This is a genomic window from Staphylococcus sp. HMSC62D11 (assembly GCF_001839145.1).
Classification (GTDB): Bacteria; Bacillota; Bacilli; order Staphylococcales; family Staphylococcaceae; genus Staphylococcus; species Staphylococcus lugdunensis.
On record NZ_KV840197.1, the window covers coordinates 61,527 to 86,800 of the forward strand.

General features: G+C 34.9%; 25 protein-coding genes and 1 pseudogene. 24 read left to right on the forward strand and 2 right to left on the reverse strand.

The features are described from left to right. The 10 genes from HMPREF3267_RS08465 to HMPREF3267_RS08510 all read left to right on the forward strand — a co-directional run bounded on the left by HMPREF3267_RS08465 (position 1) and on the right by HMPREF3267_RS08510 (position 12,043). Entirely contained in the window at positions 1–2,661 is a 2,661-nt protein-coding gene (locus tag HMPREF3267_RS08465; protein WP_062078596.1) for a peptidase G2 autoproteolytic cleavage domain-containing protein, read from the forward strand. Further along, positions 2,661–4,190 carry a BppU family phage baseplate upper protein gene (locus HMPREF3267_RS08470; RefSeq protein ID WP_062078598.1) on the forward strand — a complete coding sequence of 510 codons (1,530 nt, stop codon included), beginning with the start codon at positions 2,661–2,663 and terminating at the stop codon, positions 4,188–4,190. The genes HMPREF3267_RS08465 and HMPREF3267_RS08470 overlap by 1 nt, the downstream gene beginning before the upstream one ends. Positions 4,191–4,194: 4 nt before the next feature. After that, on the forward strand, positions 4,195–4,530 hold the full coding sequence (locus tag HMPREF3267_RS08475; RefSeq protein WP_062078600.1) for a hypothetical protein: 336 nt from the start codon (positions 4,195–4,197) through the stop codon (positions 4,528–4,530). 1 nt (position 4,531) lies between these two features. Then, positions 4,532–4,675, forward strand: a complete 144-nt coding sequence (locus tag HMPREF3267_RS08480; RefSeq protein ID WP_062078602.1) for an XkdX family protein — start codon at positions 4,532–4,534, stop codon at positions 4,673–4,675. Between the two features lie 31 nt (positions 4,676–4,706). Then, the gene (locus HMPREF3267_RS08485; protein ID WP_062078604.1) at positions 4,707–5,006 is read left to right on the forward strand and encodes a DUF2951 family protein; all 300 of its coding nucleotides are present in this window, start codon (positions 4,707–4,709) and stop codon (positions 5,004–5,006) included. A 137-nt stretch (positions 5,007–5,143) separates the two neighbouring features. Further along, positions 5,144–7,024, forward strand: coding sequence for a glucosaminidase domain-containing protein (locus HMPREF3267_RS08490; protein ID WP_062078606.1), 1,881 nt, complete (start codon positions 5,144–5,146; stop codon positions 7,022–7,024). A gap of 10 nt (positions 7,025–7,034) precedes the next feature. After that, positions 7,035–9,599, forward strand: a complete 2,565-nt coding sequence (locus HMPREF3267_RS08495) for an SGNH/GDSL hydrolase family protein (protein ID WP_062078608.1) — start codon at positions 7,035–7,037, stop codon at positions 9,597–9,599. Between the two features lie 56 nt (positions 9,600–9,655). Beyond that, positions 9,656–10,105 carry a phage holin gene (locus tag HMPREF3267_RS08500; protein WP_012990962.1) on the forward strand — a complete coding sequence of 150 codons (450 nt, stop codon included), beginning with the start codon at positions 9,656–9,658 and terminating at the stop codon, positions 10,103–10,105. Between the two features lie 2 nt (positions 10,106–10,107). Continuing rightward, positions 10,108–11,574 carry an SH3 domain-containing protein gene (locus tag HMPREF3267_RS08505; RefSeq protein ID WP_062078610.1) on the forward strand — a complete coding sequence of 489 codons (1,467 nt, stop codon included), beginning with the start codon at positions 10,108–10,110 and terminating at the stop codon, positions 11,572–11,574. 193 nt (positions 11,575–11,767) lie between these two features. Further along, positions 11,768–12,043, forward strand: a complete 276-nt coding sequence (locus tag HMPREF3267_RS08510; protein WP_014533277.1) for a hypothetical protein — start codon at positions 11,768–11,770, stop codon at positions 12,041–12,043. A 422-nt stretch (positions 12,044–12,465) separates the two neighbouring features. Here the strand turns inward: HMPREF3267_RS08510 and HMPREF3267_RS12345 are convergent. Then, a pseudogene (locus tag HMPREF3267_RS12345) lies at positions 12,466–12,603 on the reverse strand (FAD-binding protein); the annotation flags it as partial. Positions 12,604–12,607: 4 nt separating this feature from the next. Next, positions 12,608–13,030, reverse strand: coding sequence for a redox-sensitive transcriptional regulator HypR (gene hypR, locus HMPREF3267_RS08520; RefSeq protein WP_002459876.1), 423 nt, complete (start codon positions 13,028–13,030; stop codon positions 12,608–12,610). A gap of 154 nt (positions 13,031–13,184) precedes the next feature. On the opposite strand from hypR, the gene HMPREF3267_RS08525 reads away from it, so the two are divergent. The 14 genes from HMPREF3267_RS08525 to HMPREF3267_RS08585 all read left to right on the forward strand — a co-directional run bounded on the left by HMPREF3267_RS08525 (position 13,185) and on the right by HMPREF3267_RS08585 (position 25,155). Continuing rightward, positions 13,185–14,123, forward strand: a complete 939-nt coding sequence (locus HMPREF3267_RS08525; RefSeq protein ID WP_002459875.1) for an aldo/keto reductase — start codon at positions 13,185–13,187, stop codon at positions 14,121–14,123. A gap of 185 nt (positions 14,124–14,308) precedes the next feature. Next, entirely contained in the window at positions 14,309–14,854 is a 546-nt protein-coding gene (locus HMPREF3267_RS08530) for a flavodoxin family protein (protein WP_002479425.1), read from the forward strand. A gap of 185 nt (positions 14,855–15,039) precedes the next feature. Continuing rightward, positions 15,040–15,519, forward strand: coding sequence for a GNAT family N-acetyltransferase (locus HMPREF3267_RS08535; RefSeq protein WP_002459873.1), 480 nt, complete (start codon positions 15,040–15,042; stop codon positions 15,517–15,519). A 26-nt stretch (positions 15,520–15,545) separates the two neighbouring features. Further along, positions 15,546–16,883: an HD domain-containing protein gene (locus tag HMPREF3267_RS08540; protein ID WP_002459872.1), complete on the forward strand. Its 1,338-nt coding sequence runs from the start codon at positions 15,546–15,548 to the stop codon at positions 16,881–16,883. 98 nt (positions 16,884–16,981) lie between these two features. After that, positions 16,982–17,488 (forward strand): YwhD family protein, encoded by a 507-nt coding sequence (locus HMPREF3267_RS08545; RefSeq protein ID WP_002479423.1) that lies wholly within the window; start codon positions 16,982–16,984, stop codon positions 17,486–17,488. A gap of 551 nt (positions 17,489–18,039) precedes the next feature. Then, complete coding sequence (gene adhP / locus HMPREF3267_RS08550) at positions 18,040–19,050, forward strand: alcohol dehydrogenase AdhP (RefSeq protein WP_002492995.1); 1,011 nt, start codon at positions 18,040–18,042, stop codon at positions 19,048–19,050. Positions 19,051–19,165: 115 nt separating this feature from the next. Then, the gene (locus HMPREF3267_RS08555; protein WP_002459869.1) at positions 19,166–19,570 is read left to right on the forward strand and encodes a cupin domain-containing protein; all 405 of its coding nucleotides are present in this window, start codon (positions 19,166–19,168) and stop codon (positions 19,568–19,570) included. A 146-nt stretch (positions 19,571–19,716) separates the two neighbouring features. Further along, the gene (locus tag HMPREF3267_RS08560; RefSeq protein ID WP_002459868.1) at positions 19,717–20,109 is read left to right on the forward strand and encodes a hypothetical protein; all 393 of its coding nucleotides are present in this window, start codon (positions 19,717–19,719) and stop codon (positions 20,107–20,109) included. A gap of 253 nt (positions 20,110–20,362) precedes the next feature. After that, positions 20,363–20,503: a hypothetical protein gene (locus HMPREF3267_RS12640; RefSeq protein WP_002479420.1), complete on the forward strand. Its 141-nt coding sequence runs from the start codon at positions 20,363–20,365 to the stop codon at positions 20,501–20,503. Positions 20,504–20,953: 450 nt separating this feature from the next. Then, on the forward strand, positions 20,954–21,370 hold the full coding sequence (locus HMPREF3267_RS08565; protein WP_002479419.1) for a YwiB family protein: 417 nt from the start codon (positions 20,954–20,956) through the stop codon (positions 21,368–21,370). After that, a complete protein-coding gene (argS, locus tag HMPREF3267_RS08570) occupies positions 21,367–23,034 on the forward strand; it encodes an arginine--tRNA ligase (protein ID WP_002479418.1) in 1,668 nt (555 codons plus the stop codon). The genes HMPREF3267_RS08565 and argS overlap by 4 nt, the downstream gene beginning before the upstream one ends. 56 nt (positions 23,035–23,090) lie before the next feature. Beyond that, complete coding sequence (locus HMPREF3267_RS08575) at positions 23,091–23,750, forward strand: endonuclease III domain-containing protein (protein WP_037540831.1); 660 nt, start codon at positions 23,091–23,093, stop codon at positions 23,748–23,750. Positions 23,751–23,820: 70 nt separating this feature from the next. Further along, the gene (locus tag HMPREF3267_RS08580; protein ID WP_225306497.1) at positions 23,821–24,585 is read left to right on the forward strand and encodes a MerR family transcriptional regulator; all 765 of its coding nucleotides are present in this window, start codon (positions 23,821–23,823) and stop codon (positions 24,583–24,585) included. Between the two features lie 75 nt (positions 24,586–24,660). Then, positions 24,661–25,155 carry a DUF805 domain-containing protein gene (locus HMPREF3267_RS08585; RefSeq protein ID WP_002459862.1) on the forward strand — a complete coding sequence of 165 codons (495 nt, stop codon included), beginning with the start codon at positions 24,661–24,663 and terminating at the stop codon, positions 25,153–25,155. Positions 25,156–25,274: the final 119 nt, after the last annotated feature.

Here is a 25,274-nt window from a genome sequence, read left to right on the forward strand (position 1 = left end):
ATGATTGAATTAACAAAAAAGCTACACTCGTTATTTGGTAATAAATTCGTTAGCCAAAACGAAGATAATTACGAAATTATCGAGCGTGCGCTTAATAAGAATGAAGAATATAAAAAGTATCACGAAAAAACACAAAAGCCTGCACATAAAACAGAACAAGTTATACACGAGTTGCAAAGTGGTGTTAAGATATATTCAAATGAATATTTTAACTATTTACAAAAACAAATAGAGGAGCTTGTTTTGGGGCATAATGGCGACGGCGTACAAGAATTAAGAGCAAGTCGAACATCAATTGATGCAAAGAATTTCGAAACGTTAGACGCTCGATTATTACATGACTTTTTACGTGAAAAAGGAGAGCGTGAAGCAGCATTCAACGAATTAGACAAACGTATTAGACGTATTGTTAACGTTGATGATTTTGGCGGAGATCCAACGGGCCAAAAAGATAGTACAAAAGCCTTTCAAGACGCGTTGGGCGACGGTAACGTACTTGTTACTATGAGCGCTGGTACTTATTTAACAACTGGTATCAAAATGCCTAATAACTCGCGTTTAGTCGGACAAGGTAAAGATATTACTAAAATTAAGTTTATGGACAATACGCCGGCTGAAAATATCGGCATCACTAACTTAAAAATGAGTGGTGCAGCTAAAAATATTTCCTTGGAAAATTTTGAATTTGACGGAAATAAATTTAGACAAAATAAAGCGTTGCAACCAACCGGAGGCTCTCGTTCATCTAACATCAGATTTGCTGGTGTGACAAACGGTTACATTTATAATATTAAATCTCACGATGCATTGTTGCATTGTATTGACGTTACTTATGCAAATGACGCTTACTACTACGAGGGGGACGGAAATAGAGTGCCGTCATCATTAGAAAGTAGACACATTCACATTGATAACTGTGAAGCTTATGCTTGTGGGGATGACGGTATTACAACGCACCACTCAAGATATATTACAATTTCAAACTGTTATGCTCATTCTCCTACTGGTGGAAGTAACAACAACGGTATTGAGATAGACGACGGTTCACAGTTTGTCTTTTTATCAGACAACAAAACACAAGGTAATTTTGGTGGCGTAGAGATTAAAGCTCATGAAACAGCAAGTGCGGCAACTGCAGTGTTTGTTAATAATCACTTGTCCGTAGAAGATACAAGAGCTTATAACATACGTCATATTGGCCACCACAGAGCTAAAACAGACCCTAAAAGTAAAACTGCTTATGATGTTGTATTAAACAACTGTTTGGCTCTATATCCTAAATATAATGGTGTTTATCCTGGCTCTACACCAAGAGCACTGTTAATCAGTGCTTATCGCAATGTATCAGTAAATAACTTTACGGCTATTGGCGACAATGATTTTGGTGTATTAGACAATGGCAAACTAGACACTAAACAGCCGGCTATAGCAGTACAATTCATGTCAGAAAACGTAGTTTTAAATAACATCAACGTAAGAAACTTTAGAAATGCAGATGTCGACATTAGGTTGTTTGGTGGTACTAACAGAGGTTCGAGATATATCCTTAACAACATCAACATTTGTAATTCGTCTAACAACATCGGTATTGGTGTTGGTAGTAGCCTACACGACGTCAAAATAACAAACTGTAACTTACGAGGTAACGGCTCCGGTGTTGGTTTAAGGGTAACAAATAATACAGCTACTATAAGTGGTGTAACAGCCGACAACTACGCAAATGCAGCGTGGATCGCTGGGGAAAAATATGATGTAGCCCCAACTTCATTTAAAGGCGGAGCAAGCATCGGTTCTACAGGTTCAGCAGCAACAGCAGAAGCAAGCGCAGTGATTGCCTCTACAGGTAATTCAAGAGCGTATAGTAATCGTAGTTATGTCATAGGTTCTGGCTCTGGATCTAAAGCTTATGGTTCACGTTCTGGAATATTAAGTTCATTAAATTCAGAAACAGAAAAATCAGGACATACACAAATGATTATAAACAGTAACCGTGTCAAATCTCCTGGTAACTATCACATCGTTGGTGGTTATGGTTCAAGTGGTAACGCTTCAACATCAAATATCAAGTTTGACTTAAGTACTTACAGCGGTAATTTAACGCTAGCTGGCAAATTAACACAAAATAGTGCTGATATCGCAGAGTTATACGAAAGCCAATCAGGCCAAGCAATTGAGTTAGGCACTATTGTTACTTTGGATAACGGCAAAATTAGAAAAGCACAACCAAACGAACGTATTTTGGGCGTTATATCAGGTACAGCAGCACTTGTAGCCAATGACAAGTCTTATCATCATAAAGACAGATATTTAGTTAATGAATACGGCGTTACTGTTACTAAACGTGTACAAAGAGAATTTGTAGACGATGAGGGCAATGTTACGCACGAATGGCGTGACGAGCCGGTAGAAAATCCGGACTACAACCCAGATTTACCTTATGTGTCACGTTCTGATAGACCAGAATGGAACACAGTCGGGTTAATCGGTCAAATCTATACTAACGTTGAAAAAGATGTAGTAGCGAATGACTTTATTAATTCTCGTGCTGGAATTGGTTACAAAGATAACGTTAATGGACGCGGTTGGGTTCAAGAAATTACTACACCTTACACCGAAGAACGTGGCTGCGCTATCGCGTTGGTTACTTGGGGGGTTAAATAATGGAATTACAAAAAGTCGGTCGCATCAATTTAGAAGAAGAAGCATATTTAAAGCCAATATCTGACAGAGGTATTGGTTTTTATAATTTAGATAAAAACACAGCACAATTTCAATTTGTTGTATCTAAAGATGATAAACCGCTATTGATTAGCGACAAGAACGTTAAAGGTTATGCATTCTTTAAAGAAATGAACAATAACGAGAAACAAAGACCAACAACTTCAGGTGTACTAGATATTGATTTTATAGACCCGATGAGAGGTTTAATTGGTGTCACTGTACCACAATGGTTTTTAAAAAACGCAACAGATAGCAGAGTTTTAGGAGAGGTTTATTTATCTCTAAACGATGTTAATAACACTGGCAAAGACGATACTGTTGTTCTAGGTACATTCACATTTATGGTAAGAGATAGCCTTGTTAACCAAATTGAAAGCGACATCAAAGTTGAATATATTAGAATGTTCGACGATTTACGCACTCAATTAGAGTTGAAAGTTCAACAACTACAAGAAGATATTGGAAGCTTAGAAAGTCTTGTCGAAACTATCAAACAAACAGCAAAAGACGCTACTTCACAAATCAATCAAGCTGGAGCGGAAGCATCGCAAAATATTGCTAACGCTCAAGTAACTGCATCTAACGAAATCACTAAGCTTAGCGATGAGTCATTACGTCAAATAGACGCAAAACGTGACTCTGTTTTAACTGACTACAACTTGTCATTAAGCACTTTCCAAAAACTAACTGACGATAGTTCAAAAACTTTCACTGACAACGTAACCAATGCTAATCAATCTATAGATGATAAAGTAAATCAATTTAATGAGACTTTAAAAAACAATGGCTTTATCACGCCTAGTCAAGTTGATAGCAAAATGGACGCTTTGAACTGGCAAAAGAAAGCCTTAACGAGTTCTGACGGACGTACAATAAGCTTGTACAACCTTGACTTAAACGCTCCAGAATCAATGATAAATAGTAGTGGTTTTTATTACCTATATGCCGCAAGTAATTTGCCAGAAAATATAAAAAGTAACGGTATGCTGTTTGTAATATATACAAACGAAAACTACATGAAATTTATATTCACACCTTATAACACTAACCAATTGTTCTTACGCACCAAAAACGGCGCTAACAATTGGACAGCGTGGACAAAATTCAGTAACGACATAATAGACACCGGTTGGGTCGATTTACAATTAATTAACGGTGTAACTCCTGGTAATGACAATTCTGTGCAAAACGGCTTTAAATCGGCTTATCGTTCTATTACAGAAAATGGCATTACAAGAAAATACGTTAGAATTAACGCAACTAATATTCAACATGGCCAAACTATTGCTTTGTTACCAAAAGATTTTGTCCAAGATATGGTTATGCAACCAGTTGCAGTACCAAGAAATAGATACGGTGGTCGCGTTACTTTAACGCCGTCCGGAACGGTTACATTCAACGTTTTATATGACAGTACGCAGTGGACATCTACAGATTATGCATATGCACAAATCGAATGGACGGAGTGAGGATATGAAAGTTGTTTACTTATGGAAAAATGGGCAACAAGTTTTGGTTTATCAAAATGAGGAGGGCGAATACGTCTATCCAGAAGAAAAATACACAGAAGAACAGCCTCCGCAAGGTATATATGCGCCTTTTTATTACGACGGCCAAAAATGGGTGGGTCAATCCAAAGAAGATTTTGAAAATACCCTAAAAAAAGATGATGTGACAGTCGACGAAAAGGACACACTAATTGCCGATTTAACAATACAAGTTGCTGGTATGAATAGTAAGTTAGAAGAAAATAACGCGGTTGTATCAAATTTAATGTTACAAGTCGCACAATTACAAGGAGGCCACTAACATGGGCAAATGGGTTATTAAATATTACAAAATGGGATTATATACCAATGAACAAATGAAGATTTTTGTAAAATCAAAGTGGATTACTTCCGAACAATACAAAGAATTAACAGACGTTGAGTATGTCGAAGACTCTCAATTGTAATGTTGTTTAAATATTAAAAGTGGGTGAGTATATGGTTGATAATAACCAAAGAGGCGACCTCGAGCGTCGAGTAAGTAGATTAGAAGATAATGACGAGAAAATTTTTACCTCTTTGGAGCAAATAAAAGACGGTCAACACAATCAAAATTTAGTCAATCAAAAAATGAATTTTACTCTGGACAGCATCAATAGAGAACGTGAACTAGATCAAGAGAATAAAAAAGAGAATAAAAAGAATATCAAAGAAATAAAAATGTGGGTGCTGGGATTGGTTGGAACCATTGTCGGTTCTCTAATCGTAGCAATACTAAGAATAGTCTTTGGTATTTGAAGGGAGGTGTAAACTATGTTCAAATTCTTATTAGGTTTCAATTTTTGGGGCTGTTTCTGGTTCGGTAAGTGCAAATAGTATTTAATAAAAGGTCGACGCATTGCGTCGGCTTTTTTATTTTGAAATGAGGTGTACGAATGGGATTACCTAACCCAAAAAACAGAAAACCTACAGCGAGTGAAGTTGCTGCATGGGCTAAGTCAAGAATAGGAAAAAGGTTGAATGTTGACGGCTATTACGGTGCGCAGTGTTGGGATTTACCTAACTATATATTCAAAAGGTATTGGGGTTTCTTTACATCTGGTAACGCTATAGCAATGGCATGGTATCACTATCCAAAAGGGTTTAGATTTTATCGTAATACAGCTAGTTTCGTACCTAAACCCGGAGATATGGCGGTTTGGGGAAAAGGATCATTCAACAATGGTACTGGTCATACAGCTGTAGTGGTAGGACCGTCTACGAAAAGTTATTTTACTAGTGTAGATCAAAATTGGTATGGAGCTAATGGTTACAATGGTTCTCCAGCAGCAAAAGTTAAGCATTCTTATTACGGTATTAGTGGTTTTGTACGACCACCTTATCAGCCAGAAACGAAAAAGACAGACAGCAAACCAGATAATAAGCCAGAGCCTCAACCGGACAACAAACCTAAAAACACAAAAGAAGAAACAAAACCGATAATCAAAGAAGTAAAGAAACTATCTTATACATCATTTTTAATGAATTATGACAAAGAACTTGAATATAACTATCATCACATTGCGTTCGGAGATTTCTTAAACGATTTAAAAGGTATATACGTCAAAGAGTCACAGCATATGCGTTCTGTACAAGATATCTACGCACAGCGCAATAAGTATCTTGAAGAAAATGAGTATCCACACGTTTTCGTAGATAGAGAGATGATTTGGCAATGTCGTCCTACTGACAGAGTAGCGCCAGCGCATAACGGTTGGTTTGTTATTGAAGTTTGTGGAGGTCAAACAGACAGCAAACGTCAATTTTTACTCAATCAACTAAGAGCTATTGTGTACGGTGTTGATACCTTGAAATATGAAAAAGTAGAGCTATCTAATGCAACAATAACAGCAGATAAAAACATTTGGCGCACTATGAAAGATGCAATTGGATATGACCTTATTGTCGACGGTATACCAAACGACGATAAGTACGAAGAAATCAAGAAGAAAATTATTGCGATGTATAAGAATAAAGATAAATTATTTGTTGAAACAATTCACAGTACTTCATCTAAAATGAAAATCAAAGTTAATCCAAAAGAAACGAGCGTCGATAAATCAAGTCATTCTAAAATAACGCCACTCAAACCAAAAGTGGTCGTTGAAAAGAGCCCATACACATTTAAACAAGCGCTTGATAGACAAATGGCTTATGGCAAACCTATGAAAACGACGCAATGGTCAGGTTGGGTGCATGCTACTCGTCAACAAACAAGTAATGCTATGAACCCAACACGAATATGGAAAAGTAATGTACAACACTATCAAATGCTAGATTTAGGAAGATATCAAGGCATATCGGTAGATAAACTCAACAAAATACTTAAAGGCAAAGGCACTTTAGCTGGACAAGGTAAAGCGTTTGCTAGTGCTTGTAAAAAATATAACGTGAATGAAATTTATTTAATCGCACATGCATTTTTAGAAAGTGGAAACGGTACAAGTAACTTTGCGAGTGGGCGCTATGGTATATACAACTATTTCGGTATAGCTGTATATGACAACAACCCTAACGCTTCAATTGCATACGCTAAACGAAAAGGTTGGACAACTCCAGCCAAAGGTATAGCTGGTGGTGCAAAATTTGTTAGAAGCAACTTTTTCAACAATGGCAAACAAACACTTTATCGTATGCGTTGGAACCCTAAAAAACCTGGTACTATGCAATATGCTACAGCTATCGAATGGTGTCAAACGCAAGCAACAACAATAAACAGTTTGTACAAAAAGGTTGGAACGACTGGAAAATATTTCATTCAAGACAAATATAAATAGAGGTGTATTTATGATACAAAAATTAAAAGATGTTGTTACTAATATTAATGTAAGTAATGTAGAAAATGGGTTTATAGGTGCTAATTTTTATACAGAGGACGACGGTTCAGCTTACATCAGAATTACAATTAAAAACAACAACGAGGTATTAGACTTTACAAAGACAGATATGTTACCTCGATTAGATTTATTCTGTTCAGACGGTTCTATTTTTACAAATGAACCGTTAGATATATTAATGCCTAAAAAAGGCGTTATACAATACAAAGTCAGAGATAACGTAATTCAACACGTTGGCAAAATGGATGCTAAATTATTCTTAGCAAATGACAAAGACAGTATACATGTTGCTAACTTCTACTTTACTATTACTGACAGCGGTATGACTGGGCCTATTGGTAAAGAAGTCCATGTTGATAGCTTACAATACTTAGTCGAAAGAGTAATGAAAGAAAACGCTATGGGGTTGTTAGACGATAGTTTCAAAGAAAAGTTAGAAACGGATTTAAAGACTTACGTTAATGAAAATCCGGACAAATTTAAAGGTTCTAAAGGCGAACCTGGTAAAGACGGTAAAATATCTTTCAACGATTTGACAGATGCAGAAAAACAAGAACTAAAAGGAATGAACAGCATATATAGTCGTTCGGTATCTTACGATAAAACAGATTATCTTTTAACTGGGAAAAATATATTCAATCCTAATACATTGAGTTTTGATACATTATTAAATTATTTAAACGGTCAAGAAAGCAAAGCGGAAAGTTACGTAACAAGCGACTTTTTACCAGTACAACCTAACACAGCATACACGCAAAGCCAGTCAGATATTGTTACTTTTTATGATGTAACTAAAAAATTCATTAGTGGTTTGTCTAGAGCTACGACACCTAACCAACCAAGAACATTTAAAACGCCGGATGATTGTTATTTCATAAGAACTTCTACACTCAAACCAGGTGTTTATGCTGGCTATAGTTACTTGCAATACCAAATTGAAAAAGGAGATGCAAGTACTTCGTACGAAAAGTTTTATTACAAGTTGCCTGGTTTAAGCCCTAATATTCCCAACAGATTTGTAAATAACGAGATGATTTACGATCAATCTATAGATATGAATAAACTTAACTTTGTCAAACAATCAGACAACCTATTCGACAGTTCAAAAGTGACGACTAGCAAATATGTTAATCAGACTAATGGACTTTTGTCAGATAACGCAAACTATTCTGCGAGTGATTACATTTACATTAAAGATGCGACAACATTATCTAAAAACAATAATTTTGCCACATATGCTTTTTATAATAAAAACTTTGACTTTATGCCAATCACAACAACAGCAACAACTCAAATGACTGTACCTCAAGACGCTTGGTATATAAGATTTAGTATGTTAACTAGTGCGATTAATTCAACGATGCTTGTTAAAAGCGACAAAGTGCCAGAAAGCTATATACCGTATGAAATAAAGATACCTAGCAAATTTATAGAGAAGGAAGCTGCACAAGATAAAACTGATTATAACATCGATTCTTTTGGTAAACACACACTTAAATCATACACAGCTGACATAAGCAAACAATTAAATGCAGATTACGCAGGGAAAACAGAGATTGCGTTTATTGGCGACAGTTGGGTTCAAGGTGGAGAGTTTAGAGGTGGAGACAGACTAACTTTACCACTTAAAGAGAAATTTATGAAACTAGGTTATGCTGATGGTGGTATTGGCTTTATTAGTTTAGCTAACAACCATACTGGAAACGGATTAGTAAGTGTAGAACTAAATGGCAGTTGGACGCAATATGATTCTCATTTGGACATCGGACCAAAAGCTAAAGGTTTAGATACTGCTATGGTTGAAAGTTCTACAGTTGGAGATAGCATTGTAATTACTTTTAACGAAGAAGTAGATTATTATGAGTTACACACGTTAAATGTCGGTAAATGGCGTTATAAAGTAGATGCTGGTGACTGGGTAAGTGTTGATGCTACACAACAAGAAGTAACGCCAATCAAACTAGATTTAGGTAAACATACAATTACACTTGAAGTTGTTGAGGGTCTCGTGTCATTTATTGGCTCTTATGCTTATAAAGGCAATAAAGGTGTAGTTATCCATAAAATAGGCAACGGTGGTTTGAAATCGTCTCAAATCGTAGCAACTGATCGTGACAACTGGTTTAAACAAATCAAACGTTGTAACGCTAACACATTCGGTATTTTACTTGGTACGAATGATATGGCTGCGAGTATGACAATCACTGATTTCGAAAAAAATATGAAAGAAATCGTTTCACGAATAAAAGAAGGCAAACCATTAGCAAGTGTATTTTTGATAAGTCCGAGCGGAAACAATGTACAAAATACAGCGTTAGGAATGTCAGAATATAGCAACGCATTATATCGTATCGCTAAAGATTTAGACATTGGATTTATTAGCTTATACAGAGCTTTAGGAGACTTCAACACTACTAATTCAAACGGTTTGATGTACAAAGATGGTGTACATCCTAATAAAAATGGCGGATATGCTATTTCAAACGTAATATATGATAGATTGTTAAGAATTTAATTTCAAGCTGACCTATACGGGTCGGCTTTTTATTTTACTCAAAAGGAGATAATTAAATGAAAATTAATTGGATAAACAGACTTAAAAATAAGGCGACCCTATCAGCTTTGATTGGAACGCTTTTTTTATTGGCAAAACAAATTGCTGAAATTTTTGGTGTAGATATCTCACAACAATTGGAGGCCGTAAGCGGCATTGTAGGTACTATTTTAACGCTTCTGGCCGGCTTGGGTATTATCACTAATCCAAACACAAAAGGCGTCTCTGACGCTGGCTTAGACATGCAATTGAATAAACCTAGAAACGAGGATACACATCCGGTTCAATTTAAATCTGAAACAACTGTACCTAGCGCATTAACTCCAAAAACATACGACACAACAGAACCATTTTCAGATGATGACGATGAAGTCGCAGTCGATGACGCAAAAAGTGGCGGTCACTACACAGATGTACCAGAAGAAGAACGCGACAATTCAGACGAAAAAGCGTTAGTGGAGGAATAACAATGAAAACACAATCACAAATTAATGCACGTTTAGACACTTATAAAAACGGCACAGTAGACAGCCCTTATAGAGTGAAAACATGGACGAGTTACGACCCCGCTTTTAGCACAATGGAACCCGGTTGCGTTGATGTAGACCACTTTTATCATGCACAATGTGCCGACTTACCTACAGATTATATTCTTTGGTTAACTGATAACCAATATAAGGCGTGGGGCAACGCTAAAGACTTCCCTAACAATAAATTCCCTACCGGTTGGAAAGTTATTGAAAATATGCCAGAAACAGTGCCGCAAAAAGGCTGGATTGCCGTATTTACAAGCGGCACATACGCACAATACGGGCACATAGGCATTGTTTATAACGGTGGAAATACTAACTCGTTCCAAATTTTAGAACAAAATTGGAACGGCTATGCTAATAAAAAGCCTACATTACGTTGGGATAACTACTATGGCTTAACGCACTTTATCGTACCTCCAGTAGCAAAAGAGTTTAAAGTGCTAAAAACAGAAACAAAAAAAGCTCCTACTCAAACAAATAAAACGAAAACTAAAAAAATAGAAGTAAATACAAAACGCATCACTGGTTGGACAATGGACAAACGCGGCTATAATCCTCATGGTGTTGTCATACACAATGACGCCGGTTCAGCAAATTCTCAAAATTATTACAATAGTTTAGTGAATGCTAACTACGACAGATTAGCGCGTGGTATTGCTCACGCATATGCAGACAGAAACGGTATTTGGGAAGCTATAGACGAGAGTCGCATTGCTTGGCATTGTGCGGACGGTATCAATCCTGGAAGCGGTAACCACGATTTCTATGGTATAGAAGTGAACCAATCATTAAGCGCTAGTGATAAAGAATTTCTAGCCAATGAACAAGCAGTATTTCAATTTGCAGCGCAGAAGCTCAAAAAATGGGGTTTACCCGCTAACAGAAATACTGTGCGCTTACACAATGAATTTAGCCAAACGTCATGCCCGCACAGATCAATGAAGTTACACGCTGGATTAGACCCAATACACAATTCTATCACTGAACAAGCTAGATTGAAGTTAAAAGATTACTTCATCAAACAAATTCGTGCTTATATGGCCGGTAAACAACCTACATCTACAACGATTGTGAATAAACCTGGCAGTGCTTCTACACCTGCCACGCGCACAAACTCGAACGGCTGGAAAGTAAATCAATACGGTACTTATTACAAAGCGGAACATGCAACATTTACACCCAATACCGCGATTAGAACAAGATATATAGGGCCATTTACTTCATGTCCGCAAGCCGGAGTTTTACAAGCTGGTCAAAGCATTATCTATGACACTGTATGCAAGCAAGACGGTTACATTTGGGTATCGTATACAGCAAACAATGGTAAAAATGTATGGTTACCCGTCAGAACTTGGGATAAATCTACAGATAGCAAGGGTGTTTTGTGGGGAAATATAAGTTAATATGTTATAATATGTTTACAACGTCATTATGAAAGGGTAGTCTTATCGACTGCCCTATTTTTTTATGTTAAAATAAACTTACATGTTAAACATTCGAAATCCATGAAGTCTTGACCACCCACACATGTCACTGGGTGGTTTTTCTATAATTAAAATTAAAGAAACTTAACTAAAACTAGATGAATTTAACAAAATGCGAAAAAATTACACATTTCTATTGCATACAGACAATATAAAGTATTATCATAACTATGAAGAAATACAATTATATCAAAAGAAAGATGTGGGTAGTATGGCTACAATAAGTATTACTACAGATTATAAATTTACACAAAAATCAGCTCAAAAGCTTTTAAATGCAATGGATGTTAACGAAAGTAAAAGAATTAATAAAACAAATGTGAACGCAACGAAAATTAAAACAGAAGACGAAATAAACGACATTTTGAAGGGCTATCAGGATAATTGACCTTAAAAGTATTATCTCTTTCTGAGTTGTTAACAGATACCAAACAAGAGGTTAATGTGGTGTATATACATAGCGACCCAAGCCATACCACCTATTAGTTTAGGAGTATGGGTATTTTTATGCTATAATATATTTATCAACCTTGCCGTAGTAGGCGTAGATTCTTGTCTGAATGATGAATACGACTATGACTTTGACAGTGGGATAGAAAACTGTAAACACGGCGCACAACCGTACAAGCTATATTTTATAGTCGCGAATGTAAAATATAGTAGTGGTTGTGGAGTTTTACCTACTGGCGATTCGTTCCCCAGTAGGCTATTTTTATGCTATAATATACCTAACGATAACGTCTTATCGATACTATATTCTACTAGCCACGTTCTTATGAGCGTGGTTTTTGTATGGCACTAAGTAACATGGATATTGATACATGTACCGCCATACATGTTTGCAGATTGTTCAACTACTGCGACACGTTGCCCTTGATTCGCAGCAAATTTTGCAAGCGTTTTTCCTGCTTTTCCAAAACCTATAATTAATAAATCATAATGTGTCATAACATTATGCCTCCTTTATTATATCTTCAATCACATCATCGATTGTCTTATCACGATAAAAATTTAAAATCAGTTGCTGTTCTTGTTCGCGATAGTGTGACATGGTAGTGGCAATTTGATTTGAAATGATACAATCACTGTCGATACTGCCTGTGAATAAGCGTTGTGTGTGTGTTTTATCGAGAACAAATTGTGAATAAAGTTCTGCTAGGGTGATAGCAGCCGTATGTTGATTAGCTTGATATCCTCCATGTTTACCACGAATTGTTTGTATATAATTACTATTGTTTAATTGTGACATTACACGTCTGAGTTGTACTGGATTTAAACACGTCAATTCTGCTAATTCAGTACTACTATAATGCTTATCTTTATGCTTTGCTAAAAAACATAAGACATGTACAGCAATGTTAAATTCTAAGTTCATCATGTCACCACCTTAATGTAACTATTATAGTTACATTAAATAAAATATTAAGCAATGTGTCAACTTATTAGTCTTATTGAGCAGAAGTATGGAATGTTTTTACATGATGTGGGTAAATAATAATAAATAGATAAAGTTAAAGGAGTGTATTGTTTTGACCACTAAAGTACAATTAGGCAAATCAAATGTTGATGTTTACCCTATTGCGTTAGGTGCCAATGCAGTTGGTGGACACAATCTATATCCTAATTTAGATGAAGAACAAGGTAAACAAGTTGTACGTGAAGCAATTGATAATGGTATTACATTAATTGATACAGCTTTCATTTACGGACCTAAACGTTCCGAAGAACTTGTAGGTCAAGTACTTAAAGAATATCCAAGAGAGCAAGTTCAAGTGGCAACCAAGGGATCTCATGTCATAAATGAAGACGGTAAAGTTTATCATAATAATGAACCGGCATTTTTAAAGTCACAAGTAGAAGAGAGTCTTGCGCGTTTACAAGTAGATTATATTGATTTATATTATATACATTTTCCGGATGAATCAACGCCTAAAGATCAAGCTGTTGCTGCATTGCAAGAATTGAAAGAAGCAGGAAAGATTAGGGCGATTGGCGTTTCTAACTTTACTTTAGAACAACTTAAAGAAGCCAACAAAGATGGTTATGTCGACGTTGTGCAATTAGAGTATAATTTATTGCATCGTGAAAATGAGGATATTATGGCTTATGCGGCTGAAAATAATATTACATTTATTCCATATTTTCCGCTAGCTTCAGGCATTTTAGCTGGCAAATACACAGAAGATATGACATTTGACGATCACCGAGCTCCACGTCGGGATTTTCAACCTGAAACATTTAAAGATAATGTCCGCCGTGTCAATGCTTTAAAACCAATTGCGGAAGCGCATCAAACATCAATAGCTAATATTGTATTAGCCTTTTATTTAACAAGACCAGCCTTGGATGTCGTTATACCTGGAGCTAAACGAGTTGAACAGGTTAAAGAAAATATTGCAGCAGCACAGCTTACATTGACGGACAAAGATATTGAGACGATTGAACAATTATTTCCAATAGAAAAATAATGTCTTAATAATAAGTAAAAAGATTTCTGATAACGTTTATATAAGTGTCAGAAGTCTTTTTTTATATTGAGTATGTTAATGTGTATTTATAGAACTTGAAAGTAAGAAGAATGGGTATTAAGAACAATGTCAATATTGGCATCATAAATAATAATGATATTATGAATTAAAGGAGAATGAGTATGATGATTACAGTGTTATTTGGAGGAAGTCGTCCTGATGGTAATACGGCACAATTAACAAAATATGCACTACAAGGACTTGAATATAACTGGATAGATTTGACAACATATCAGCTAAATCCAGTTAGAGATGCTAGACATGATAAGGGAGAAATCACTTCTTATTCTGATGATTATAAAGCACTTATTGACCAAGTGTTAGCAAGTGATGTGGTTATTTTTGCATCACCCGTATATTGGTATAGTGTTTCAGCTTCATTAAAGGCATTTATCGATCATTGGTCAGAAACACTTATAGATCCACAATACAAAGATTTTAAAATGCGTATGTCCCAAATTGATTTTCGTTTGATTTTAGTAGGTGGAGATGTACCTAAAGTAAAAGCTAAACCATGTATTACACAAATGAAATATAGTTTAGATTTTGTAAAAGCAGAGTTATCAGGATACATTATTGGTACAGCCGAACGTCCCGGAGATATTATGAAAGATAAACTAGCATTAGATAGAGCAACAGAATGGAATCAAGCATTTAGTAATAAGATATAAGCTAGCAAGTTGGATGATAAGCTATCTTTTAAATGCGTGATTTTTAAATTTTAAAGAGGTATTCTAGGGTAACATTTCTAAAAAGTTAATGGCTTAAGTCTCATATCTATAATAATGATATGAATAACTCAAAATGTGATATAATGCAACTATTATTACTTCATTAACGGTCAGGAGAGACAGGCATGTATAGAGTTAGAAAAGCGACTGAGCAAGATGCAGTAGCCATTCGAGATGTTGCTACAAAAGCTTGGTATAACACGTATTTAGCAATTTATGCTGCATCAACAGTCAACGAACTATTGGCAGCTTCTTATAATGAGCAACATTTAGCGAAACGTTTAAAAGAACAATTATTTTTAGTTGCTGAAGAAGAAGGGATTATTGTAGGATTTGCCAACTTTATTTATGGTAAAGAACTATTTTTATCTGCCCATTATGTGCATCCTGAAGCACAGCATAAAGGATACGGCACAAGTTTATTAAATAAAGGTATAGAAACATTTAAAGGTCAGTACGATACAGTATATTTAGAAGTAGACAATAAAAATGCTAAAGGTATTGAATATTATCAAAATCATGGCTTTGAAATCGTGCGTTCGTATCAGCCAGAAATGTATGGCGAACATATGGATTTAGCTTTAATGAAAAAGGAAATAAAATAGCTTCGTTTTGCACAGCAGACAGCAACATGATTCATGATATTTCAAGCCTCAAAAGGAGGATAACTTTGAATTTATCATCATACGCGACAAAAAAGTTAGCAGAAGAAAAGGTGTTTAAAGACCCTATACACAGATATATACATGTCAAAGATCAACTGATTTGGGACTTAATCAAAACGAAGGAATTTCAACGCTTACGACGTATTAAACAACTTGGAACGTTGTATTTATCTTTTCATACAGCCGAACATAGTCGTTTCGGCCATTCTTTAGGTGTTTATGAAATCGTCAGACGTCTTATTGATGAGTCATTTAACGGGCGTGAAGCGTGGGATAACAGTGACAGACCACTCGCTTTATGTGCTGCGCTACTCCATGATTTAGGACATGGACCATTTTCACATAGCTTTGAAAAAATTTTCAATACTGATCATGAAGCCTTTACTCAAGCAATTATTGTTGGAGATACAGAAGTAAACGAAGTGTTAAGTCGCGTTTCGGATACCTTCCCACAAGAAGTTGCAGATGTTATTAATAAGACGCATAATAATAAGCTCGTGATTTCAATGATTTCATCACAAATTGATGCAGATAGAATGGATTATTTACAACGTGATGCTTATTTTACAGGCGTATCTTATGGCACGTTTGATATGGAACGGATATTGAGATTAATGCGACCTTCTAAGGATGAAGTACTAATTAAAGAAAGTGGTATGCATGCTGTTGAGAATTTTATTATGAGTCGTTACCAAATGTATTGGCAAATCTATTTTCACCCAGTTAGTCGTGGAGGAGAAGTATTGCTTAATAATTGTTTGAAACGAGCGAAACACTTATATCAAGAAGGCTATATATTTAAAATGCATCCACATGACTTTGTACCGTTTTTTGAAGGAACAATGACCATAGAACAATATATTGATTTAGACGAAGCCGTTGTTCTTTATTATCTTAAAAATTGGATTAAAGAAGATGATGCAATATTAAGCGATTTATCGCGACGGTTTATCAATAGGGATTTGTTTAAGTACATTCCTTTTGATGGTTCTATTATAACAATTACGGAATTACAAGAATTATTTATTCAAGCTGGCATAGATCCAACGTATTATTTTGTTAGTGAAGCTTTTTCAGATTTACCCTACGATTATGATAGACCAGGATCTAACCGTCAACCGATTCATTTGCTACGAAAAAATGGTCATATTCGAGAAATTAGTAGTCAATCATTAGTAATTTCCAGTATTACAGGTATTAATCGTGAAGATTATAAATTATACTATCCTAAGGAGCGCATCCTTAATATTGCTGACCTTGAAGTTAAAGGTTCAATTATTAATTTACTCAATGAGTTAAATTAATGATTGATATAACCATTCAGTAACATTAGCTGATGCGTAGAATAGATAATAGTTAAAGTTCAAATAGATACTTTTTGATTTATATGGAGGTGTCATGATTGGCAGAGAATAAAGGATTTAAGTTTAATATTATTAAAAATGACCCTTTAGATGGCCATAAAGGTACAAATATTGGCTCAATTAGCTTAGATAATATTGCACCTGTATTTATTGATGTTGCCAACCAAGAAGCTTTTATTGATATTGGAGGTATGCATGCACGAGCTCAAGTAGAAAAAGGTGTGAAATGGATAACTGATAAAGAAACAGTAGAAGGTGACGATGCAAAGGAATATTGGCTTTGTTGGGTGACGACTGAACGTAGTGAACAAGGTCCATACTATGCAGGCGTTACTGCATGTTACTTGCTCGTTAATAAGTCCATTCGCCGTGGTTATAAAAGCATGCCTGAACATGTTAATATGATGGATAAATCAATGAAACATCATGTTATCATAGATCATATTGGTGACAATAACAAACAGGTACTCAAGAAATTTTTACAATCACATAATAGTGAAATGTGGAATAATTCGAGCTCTGAGCTACATTTAGCATTTGAATAAGATTGAGCTATACAAGCTTATATTATTTAAATATAAAGACAACACGTTTACCACTAAACTTGTAAAGTCTTGGATATAGATATCAGGTTGGGACATAAATCCCAGCATAATCGCACAAAGATGATTAAAAATTAAAAATCGTCTTTGTGCTTCTTTTATGCTCAATACGTCGTATTTAAAAGCACTTGGTTTGGTCTTAAGTGGTACGTAATATAACAAAGAATAAAGAAGCGCCTGAGAGATAACGCCTCATTTATTTTAGGTTCGTAACAATATATTGGCAGTAGTTGACTGGATAGAAAATACGCTTAAACTGAGTTTTTTCAATCTTAGTCAAGCTTGCCTGCGTGGGAATATGAATGCTGTCTTACATGCTTGTTTAACTTGTCAAAGACATTGTTATCCCGGATGCTTTATATATTTTATGCTTAAAATATAATTTAATGAAAAACATTGTGAGCTAGGTTATTGCTAACGATAGTAAGCTTTTGCATGGTATAATTAAACTATAATAGTGTTGTATTACAACGAATGATAGGAGTGGAGTAATCATGAAAGCAGCTGTTGTTACGCAAGATCATAAAGTAAGTTTAGAAGATAAAACTTTACGTTCTTTGAAACCTGGAGAAGCACTTGTTAAGACAGAATTTTGTGGTGTTTGTCATACTGATTTACATGTGAAAAATGCGGATTTTGGTGATGTTACAGGTAGAATACTAGGTCATGAAGGAATCGGAAAAGTGATTGAAGTTGCCGATGATGTTACCGCATTAAAAGTCGGCGATCGTGTGTCAATCGCTTGGATGTACGCAGCTTGTGGACGTTGTGAATATTGTACTTCTGGACGTGAAACATTATGTCGTGATGTCCAAAATGCAGGTTATACGGTCGATGGTGCAATGGCAGAAGAGGTTATTGTAAATGCAAATTATGCCGTTAAAGTGCCTGATGACTTAGATCCTGCCGCAGCTTCATCAATTACTTGTGCTGGTGTTACAACATATAAAGCGGTTAAAGTGAGCAAAATTAAACCTGGACAATGGATTGGAATATTTGGTATCGGTGGTTTAGGTAATTTAGCACTTCAATATGCTAAGAATGTGTTTAATGCTAAAGTCGTTGCATTTGATATTAGTGATGATAAGTTGAATTTTGCCAAAGAATTAGGTGCCGATGCAGTCGTGAACACTAAAAATCAAGATGCAACTGAAATCGTTAATCAACTAACCAATAATAAAGGTTTAGATGCCACAGTGATTACTGCAGTAGCGAAGACACCTTTTAACCAAGCAGTTGATGTTGTTAAAGCTGGTGCACGTGTTGTTGCTGTTGGTTTACCTGTAGACAAAATGGATTTAGATATACCACGTCTTGTGTTAGATGGTATTGAAGTCGTCGGTTCTTTAGTAGGAACACGTCAAGACTTAAAAGAAGCTTTCCAATTTGCTGCAGAAGGTAAAGTTGTTCCTAAAGTTAAAACACGTGACTTAGAGGATATTAATGATATCTTTGAAGAAATGGAACAAGGTAAAATCACTGGTCGTATGGTTATTAAGTTTTAATTTGAACGATACAACATCATTATAGCTATACATCAAGCTGGGACATTTTGTTACTGTTCCAGCTTCTATATGTTTTCATTGGTTAAAGAAACAAATTTAGGAAAGTGTGATAAAAATGACTAACAAAAATATTGATACAGTTTTTGAAATGGGTGAAAAAAATGACGCATTTAAAGAATATTTTATTGGGGATAGTTATCTTAATATGTTGTCTACAGAAGGCATAACTATTGGTAATGTAACATTTGAACCTGGTTGTAGAAATAACTGGCATATCCATCATAAAGGTGGACAAATCTTACTTGTAACAGCAGGTGAAGGTTATTATCAAGCCTGGGGAGAACCTGCACGTAAGTTAACGAAAGGTGATGTGGTTCATATACCAGCAGAAGTCAAACATTGGCATGGTGCTACAAAAGATAGCTGGTTTACACATTTAGCGATTGAAGTTCCAGCAGAAAATAGCTCTAACGAATGGTTAGAACCCGTCGATGATGAGCAATATAGTAAGATTGAATAATAATGTTTAACGTGATTTTCCCATTTAAATGAATTAATTTTAAAACAAAATATGAATTATTTCTGTTCAGCGCATAGTGATAAAATATACAAATACTGAAATTTTATATATAATAAAATTAATAATTATATGGGAGAGATGACGTTATGCAGATGAAATTAAGAGAACAAGAACTTATAGATTTTTTAGAAATAAATTTTCCAGATAAAGAATTTAAAAAAGGGAGAATGTTAGTTGGTCAACATCATCGTGACGATTTGACAGTCTATTATCTTGGTGAAGAATTGTTTGCCGCTATCATTGTGGCATTTAACACATTTGAAACGAGAGAAGCTATGCTATTAGATTACACTGCAGTGAAGGATATCACGTTAAAAGAAGGTTGGCTATATCGCAAAATGATTATTACAACTGAAAATGAACGTATGAAATATGGTACTTCCAAAGTGCTATTAAGTGATTTCCAAACAGAAAACTTTAATTATTTTATAGATGGTCAAAAAGAACGTGTCATTTTTAAAAATGGGAAATTTGTCTAAAATCACCGTTAATGATTTATTTGAAATGTCAAAAAACCTATGTTGTATCAAGCATAGATTAACTCTAAGCTGCTATATATAAACATATTACAAGATGCTTAAACGCTATGTAATAACCAGAGCGATACATATATTTGAAAAGGTTGCTCTATGTTAATGTAGCACAGTCTATTAATCAATTAATATTGTAATCAACTTAATAAATGGTATAATTTTTGTAAGTGAATTGATTTATAGAATGAGAGGACAACAAATGACTAAACTATTATTGTTTGTAACAACGCTTTGTTTTGGCATCATCTATTTCTATAAGTATAAAATGTTGGTAGATAAATATAATTATGACATAGTAGAACTTGAATCAGAAGCAGATATTTTTAGAAAGAATAGATAAATATTGTGACGCAGATGGCAAATTACAGTATATGATAGATTAAAATGAAGAAGCAAAGCAAAAGCTGGAGCAACTTATACAAGAGTTGTTTCAGCTTTTTAACGATTTAAGTAGTTAAAGCAATATAATTTTAAAAAAGAAGCAGTTGATGATGAGCTTAGCGATATGTCCAGTTTCATAAGGGGAATAATTGTCATAGAATGATGCATATTTATCGGCATACTCATGCTGACTATATCGCTATTTTGAATATGATTAACGAATGCATATTGTATTTCTGATATTGGTCCATGTAGTTCAATAGCAAAGTTTTTAAAGCAAGATTAATTTTAATGATAAGATATTTAATATGTCGATAAGTCCATATTTTTAGTATATTGACGACTACAAGCGCTATAGTATTTATGCTATAATGTGGTGTAATTATTTAGAGATTAAGGTGAGTAACTTTTGACTAAGACTGTAAAGATTAATACAAAGCAAGTCTTAAAGCAAAATGGCGATAAGCAACAATTTGATATGACAACGATTGGTGTATGGCAACAGCGTCAGTCCGAATTCATTCGATATGAAGAAAATATAGAAGATGCTAATGTAAATGTAACGATTAAAATAGACCAACAAGGGGTCAAGCTCATTCGCAAAGGCGATATTAATATGAACCTCCATTTTGTTGAAGGTAAAACAACAACGACTTTGTACGATATTTCAGCAGGACGACTCACTTTAACGGTTAAAACATTGAGTATCCTGCATTTTGTCAACAAGTCGGGTGGCAAATTGAAGATACATTATGAGTTGTATCAAGAAGATGAAAAAATGGGCACGTACCAGTATGAAATAAACTATAAGGAGATAAGCGAATGAATATTATCGAACAAGTAAAGCAGACATTAATTAATGAAATTAAAACGAGCATAAAATCAGCTAAACTCATTCAAGATCAATCAATACCAGAAATAAAAATCGAAATTCCTAAAGATAGTAAAAATGGTGACTATTCTACCAACATTGCGATGGTCTTAACTAAATTAGCAAAGCGGAATCCACGCGAAATTGCTCAAGCCATTGTAGATCATCTTGATACAACGAAAGCACATGTAAAACAAGTAGACATCGCAGGACCAGGCTTTATAAATTTTTATTTAGATAATCATTATTTGACGGCAATCATTCCTGAAGCCATTTCTAAGGGAGCGCATTATGGTTATGCAAGTGAGCCTAAAAACAAACGTATTTTATTAGAATATGTATCTGCCAATCCTACCGGGGACTTACATATTGGTCATGCTCGAAACGCAGCAGTAGGCGATTCACTAGCCAATATATTAATTGCTGCAGGATATGATGTAACACGAGAATATTATATTAATGACGCCGGTAATCAAATCACGAATTTAGCGCGTTCTATTGAAACAAGATTCTTTGAAGCATTAGGTGATACGAGTCATAAAATGCCGGAAGATGGGTATAACGGCAAAGACATTATTGAAATTGGTAAAGACTTAGCGCAGAAACATCCGGAAATTAAAGATTACTCTGACCATGACCGTTTAAAAACATTTAGACAATTAGGTGTTGAATACGAAATGGTAAAGCTGAAGAGAGATTTGGCTGATTTCAATGCGCACTTTGATAGTTGGTTTAGTGAGACAACGTTATATGACAATGGTGCTATTGAAAACACATTGGCACGTATGAAAGAAAACGGTTATACGTACGAAAAAGATGGTGCTACATGGTTACGCACGTCTGATTTTAAAGATGATAAAGACCGTGTTTTAATCAAAAGTGATGGCTCGTATACTTATTTCACACCTGATACTGCTTATCATTATGACAAAATTAATCGAGGTAACGATATCTTAATTGATTTAATGGGTGCAGATCATCACGGTTATATTAATCGTATTAAAGCAAGCTTAGAAACATTTGGCGTAAATAGCGATCGTTTAGAAATACAAATCATGCAAATGGTTCGTCTAATGCAAAATGGCGAAGAAGTAAAAATGAGTAAACGTACTGGAAATGCCATTACTTTACGTGAAATTATGGACGAGGTAGGCGTAGATGCGGCGCGTTACTTCCTAACTATGCGTAGTCCAGATTCACATTTTGACTTCGACATGGAACTTGCAAAAGAACAATCACAAGACAACCCAATTTACTATGCACAATATGCTCATGCGCGTATTTGTTCTATCTTGAAACAAGCAAGAGCGCAAGGAATAGACATCACTACAGATGCTGATTTTTCATTGATCACGAATGACAAAGCGATTGACTTATTGAAAAAGGTTGCTGAATTTGAACAAGTTATTGACAATGCTGCCGAGCACCGTGCACCTCATCGTTTAACAAATTATATTCAAGACTTAGCTGCAGCATTCCATAAATTTTATAATGCTGAAAAGGTTTTGACAGATCATCAAGAAAAGACAAAAGCACTTGTTGCACTTATTGAAGCGGTAAGAATTACATTGCATAATGCCTTAACTTTAGTAGGCGTGTCAGCACCTGAGTCTATGTAAAATAAATGAATTAAAGTACCCTCATAGCCTGTTGTTTATGAGGGTATTTTTATCTTATGAATGGGAGTGATAATGTGCCAACGCTAACAACTGAGCAACTTTATAAAAAATTATTCGAAGAGATGGGCCCACAAGCGTGGTGGCCTGCAGAAACTCCAGAAGAAATGATAGCAGGTGCGATATTAGTTCAAAATACAGCATGGAACAATGCACATATGGCATTGCTTCGTCTTAAAGAGGCAACACAATTTCAACCGCAAAGTATTTTATCTTTATCGTTAGAAACGTTGCAGCGTATAATTCGTCCTAGTGGATTTTATAGAAATAAAGCTAAGGCACTACATGAATTGTTCAGTTGGTTACATATGTATCACTTTGACTATGAACACATTGCACATTTATTTGATAAGCGATTGAGAGATGAACTGTTAGCAATTAAAGGGATTGGCTCGGAAACAGCGGATGTCTTAATGGTTTATATATTCAATGGTGTTGAATTTATTCCTGACAGTTATACACGGCGTTTATATCATAAATTAGGCTATCAACAAACAGCTAGCTATGATAAATTAAAGCAGCATATCACATTACCAGTAAATTTTACAAATCAAGATGCGAATGAGTTTCATGCATTATTAGATAATTTTGGTAAAAATTATTTCAATAGTTCAAATAGTAAAAAGTACAACTTTTTAGATGAATATTTTGAACAATAATATAGACATTAACGTAACGTTATTGTTTATAGTAGTAGATAAGTATGCATGAATGAAAAATATTAAAGGGGTGAGTTGTTTGCATTACACATTTTTACCTAATGAAGTTGCGCATATTACGGGAAGTAGTACTAGAACATTACGTTACTATCATGAGATAGGGTTGCTCATCCCCTCTATCATTGCGGAAAATGGTTATCGTTATTATAGTGAATCAGATATTGAGAAGTTACAAGAAATACAGTTTTTGAAAAATATGGGACTATCTTTGTCACAAATTCATAGGTATTGTCATAGTGATATAGAAGCTAAAAACAAGTTGCTTGAAGCACATTACCAGCAAATTTTGAAACGTTATTATGAGTTAGAACAGCGATTACAAGATTTACAACACCATCTCACTTCATCACATCAGAAAGCATTAGATGAACTTGATTATGATCATGTACGTTTGCATGCGCAATATGCTAAAGAAGCAAAAATAAAGTATGGGCAAACAGACTATTATCAGTCCTATAGCATACAGCAAGTGCAACAAAATAGCGCTTGTAAAAAGTGGGATGAACGTATTGAAGTACCCATGAATCAATTTTTTGATTGCATGAATGAATACTTAATACAAGGAGTTTCAGCTACACAACCAGAAGTTTACCTTAATATTGTTAAGTTAAAAAACATTATATTGCAACAAGTACCCCAATGCGATACTATATTTTTAAACTATATGGCGACACTCTATGAAGAGGATACACGCTTTAGTGCTTATATTAATCGACATAGAAGAGAAGGCCTAAATTGTTATATCTCTGAAGCAATTCGTGCCTATATTGCTTAAAAGATAATAGGCATCTTAATCTGTGGTAAAGTATAAACAAAGAATGTTTGATTACAAATAAGGAGAGATCATGCTGTGGGTTTTTACAAAAAATTTTGGTTAAATACATTTAAGCTTGAAGGAAGAACAAGACGCAAAGAATTTTGGCCGTCTGTCTTAATAACGTGGGGGCTAGTGATTGTGGCTTATTTTTTGATAGCTATCCTATCAATTGTGTTTCCTATATCACGTCCTATTAAAGACTCAATGATAACACTTGTTGAAATTGTTGCTTTATTTCCACTATTTAGTATTTCAGTTCGTCGTTTCCATGATTGTGGTCGCACCATGGCTGCACCGCTTATTATTGCAATATTTGACGGCTTATCAATCATTGAGAATATTTTTAAGATTGTGTTAAATGATTCTAGCGATAAATCATTATTTGAAATGGCAGGAAATATTGGACTATTCATTGGTTTAGTATATACTATAACATTTATTGTGACTGCGCTATATGCGCTTATTGTCTGTCTATTAGAAAGTGATAAAGGTCCTAATAAATATGGTGCAGAACCTGAAGTGCACTAGGCTGTAATAAGATACAAGTTTTAATATACCTACAATTATAAGTGCAAAATTTTTAAAGGTTTATAATGTAGAGACTAGGATACAAATCCCAACATAATCGCACAAAGATGATTAAAAAA

Excerpts from the sequence above, each read along its gene's own strand:
- HMPREF3267_RS08465 (WP_062078596.1), top strand. The coding sequence starts at position 1 with ATGATTGAATTAACAAAAAAGCTACACTCGTTATTTGGTAATAAATTC.
- HMPREF3267_RS08500 (WP_012990962.1), top strand. The coding sequence starts at position 9,656 with ATGAAAATTAATTGGATAAACAGACTTAAAAATAAGGCGACCCTATCA.
- HMPREF3267_RS12640 (WP_002479420.1), top strand. The coding sequence starts at position 20,363 with ATGACTAAACTATTATTGTTTGTAACAACGCTTTGTTTTGGCATCATC.
- argS (WP_002479418.1), top strand. The coding sequence starts at position 21,367 with ATGAATATTATCGAACAAGTAAAGCAGACATTAATTAATGAAATTAAA.
- HMPREF3267_RS08540 (WP_002459872.1), top strand. The coding sequence starts at position 15,546 with ATGATTCATGATATTTCAAGCCTCAAAAGGAGGATAACTTTGAATTTA.
- HMPREF3267_RS08535 (WP_002459873.1), top strand. The coding sequence starts at position 15,040 with ATGTATAGAGTTAGAAAAGCGACTGAGCAAGATGCAGTAGCCATTCGA.
- HMPREF3267_RS08575 (WP_037540831.1), top strand. The coding sequence starts at position 23,091 with ATGAATGGGAGTGATAATGTGCCAACGCTAACAACTGAGCAACTTTAT.
- HMPREF3267_RS08470 (WP_062078598.1), top strand. The coding sequence starts at position 2,661 with ATGGAATTACAAAAAGTCGGTCGCATCAATTTAGAAGAAGAAGCATAT.
- HMPREF3267_RS08530 (WP_002479425.1), top strand. The coding sequence starts at position 14,309 with ATGATTACAGTGTTATTTGGAGGAAGTCGTCCTGATGGTAATACGGCA.
- hypR (WP_002459876.1), bottom strand. The coding sequence starts at position 13,030 with ATGAACTTAGAATTTAACATTGCTGTACATGTCTTATGTTTTTTAGCA.
- HMPREF3267_RS08560 (WP_002459868.1), top strand. The coding sequence starts at position 19,717 with ATGCAGATGAAATTAAGAGAACAAGAACTTATAGATTTTTTAGAAATA.
- HMPREF3267_RS08505 (WP_062078610.1), top strand. The coding sequence starts at position 10,108 with ATGAAAACACAATCACAAATTAATGCACGTTTAGACACTTATAAAAAC.
- HMPREF3267_RS08480 (WP_062078602.1), top strand. The coding sequence starts at position 4,532 with ATGGGCAAATGGGTTATTAAATATTACAAAATGGGATTATATACCAAT.
- HMPREF3267_RS08485 (WP_062078604.1), top strand. The coding sequence starts at position 4,707 with ATGGTTGATAATAACCAAAGAGGCGACCTCGAGCGTCGAGTAAGTAGA.
- HMPREF3267_RS08495 (WP_062078608.1), top strand. The coding sequence starts at position 7,035 with ATGATACAAAAATTAAAAGATGTTGTTACTAATATTAATGTAAGTAAT.
- HMPREF3267_RS08555 (WP_002459869.1), top strand. The coding sequence starts at position 19,166 with ATGACTAACAAAAATATTGATACAGTTTTTGAAATGGGTGAAAAAAAT.
- HMPREF3267_RS08490 (WP_062078606.1), top strand. The coding sequence starts at position 5,144 with ATGGGATTACCTAACCCAAAAAACAGAAAACCTACAGCGAGTGAAGTT.
- adhP (WP_002492995.1), top strand. The coding sequence starts at position 18,040 with ATGAAAGCAGCTGTTGTTACGCAAGATCATAAAGTAAGTTTAGAAGAT.
- HMPREF3267_RS08475 (WP_062078600.1), top strand. The coding sequence starts at position 4,195 with ATGAAAGTTGTTTACTTATGGAAAAATGGGCAACAAGTTTTGGTTTAT.
- HMPREF3267_RS08510 (WP_014533277.1), top strand. The coding sequence starts at position 11,768 with ATGCGAAAAAATTACACATTTCTATTGCATACAGACAATATAAAGTAT.